Source organism: Paenibacillus alba (assembly GCF_013204855.1).
GTDB classification, from domain to species: Bacteria; Bacillota; Bacilli; order Paenibacillales; family NBRC-103111; genus Paenibacillus_E; species Paenibacillus_E alba.
In genome coordinates, this window is the sequence record NZ_JABMKZ010000114.1 from 1 (window position 1) to 582 (window position 582).

The following is a 582-nucleotide window of genomic DNA, read 5'->3' on the forward strand; positions in this document are numbered from 1 at the left end:
AAGGCTCCCACCTATCCTGTACAGATCGTACCAAAGTCCAATATCAAGCTGCAGTAAAGCTCCATGGGGTCTTTCCGTCTTGTCGCGGGTAACCTGCATCTTCACAGGTATTAAAATTTCACCGGATCTCTCGTTGAGACAGCGCCCAAGTCGTTACGCCATTCGTGCGGGTCAGAATTTACCTGACAAGGAATTTCGCTACCTTAGGACCGTTATAGTTACGGCCGCCGTTTACTGGGGCTTCAATTCATAGCTTCGGGTTGCCCCTAACCACTCCTCTTAACCTTCCAGCACCGGGCAGGCGTCAGCCCGTATACTTCGCCTTGCGGCTTCGCACAGACCTGTGTTTTTGCTAAACAGTCGCTTGGGCCTTTTCACTGCGGCCCCCTCGGGCTATTCACCCTACCGAGGCACCCCTTCTCCCGAAGTTACGGGGTCATTTTGCCGAGTTCCTTAACGAGAGTTCTTCCGCGCGCCTTAGAATTCTCTTCTCACCCACCTGTGTCGGTTTGCGGTACGGGCACCTTCGCCTGGCTAGAAGCTTTTCTTGGCAGTGTGAAATCATGACCTACGGTACTTAAA

1 rRNA gene is annotated in these 582 nt (G+C 52.7%); it reads right to left on the reverse strand.

Going from position 1 to position 582, the window contains the following annotated elements:
* Window positions 1-582: ribosomal RNA gene (locus HQN90_RS38160) — 23S ribosomal RNA — on the reverse strand; the annotation flags it as partial.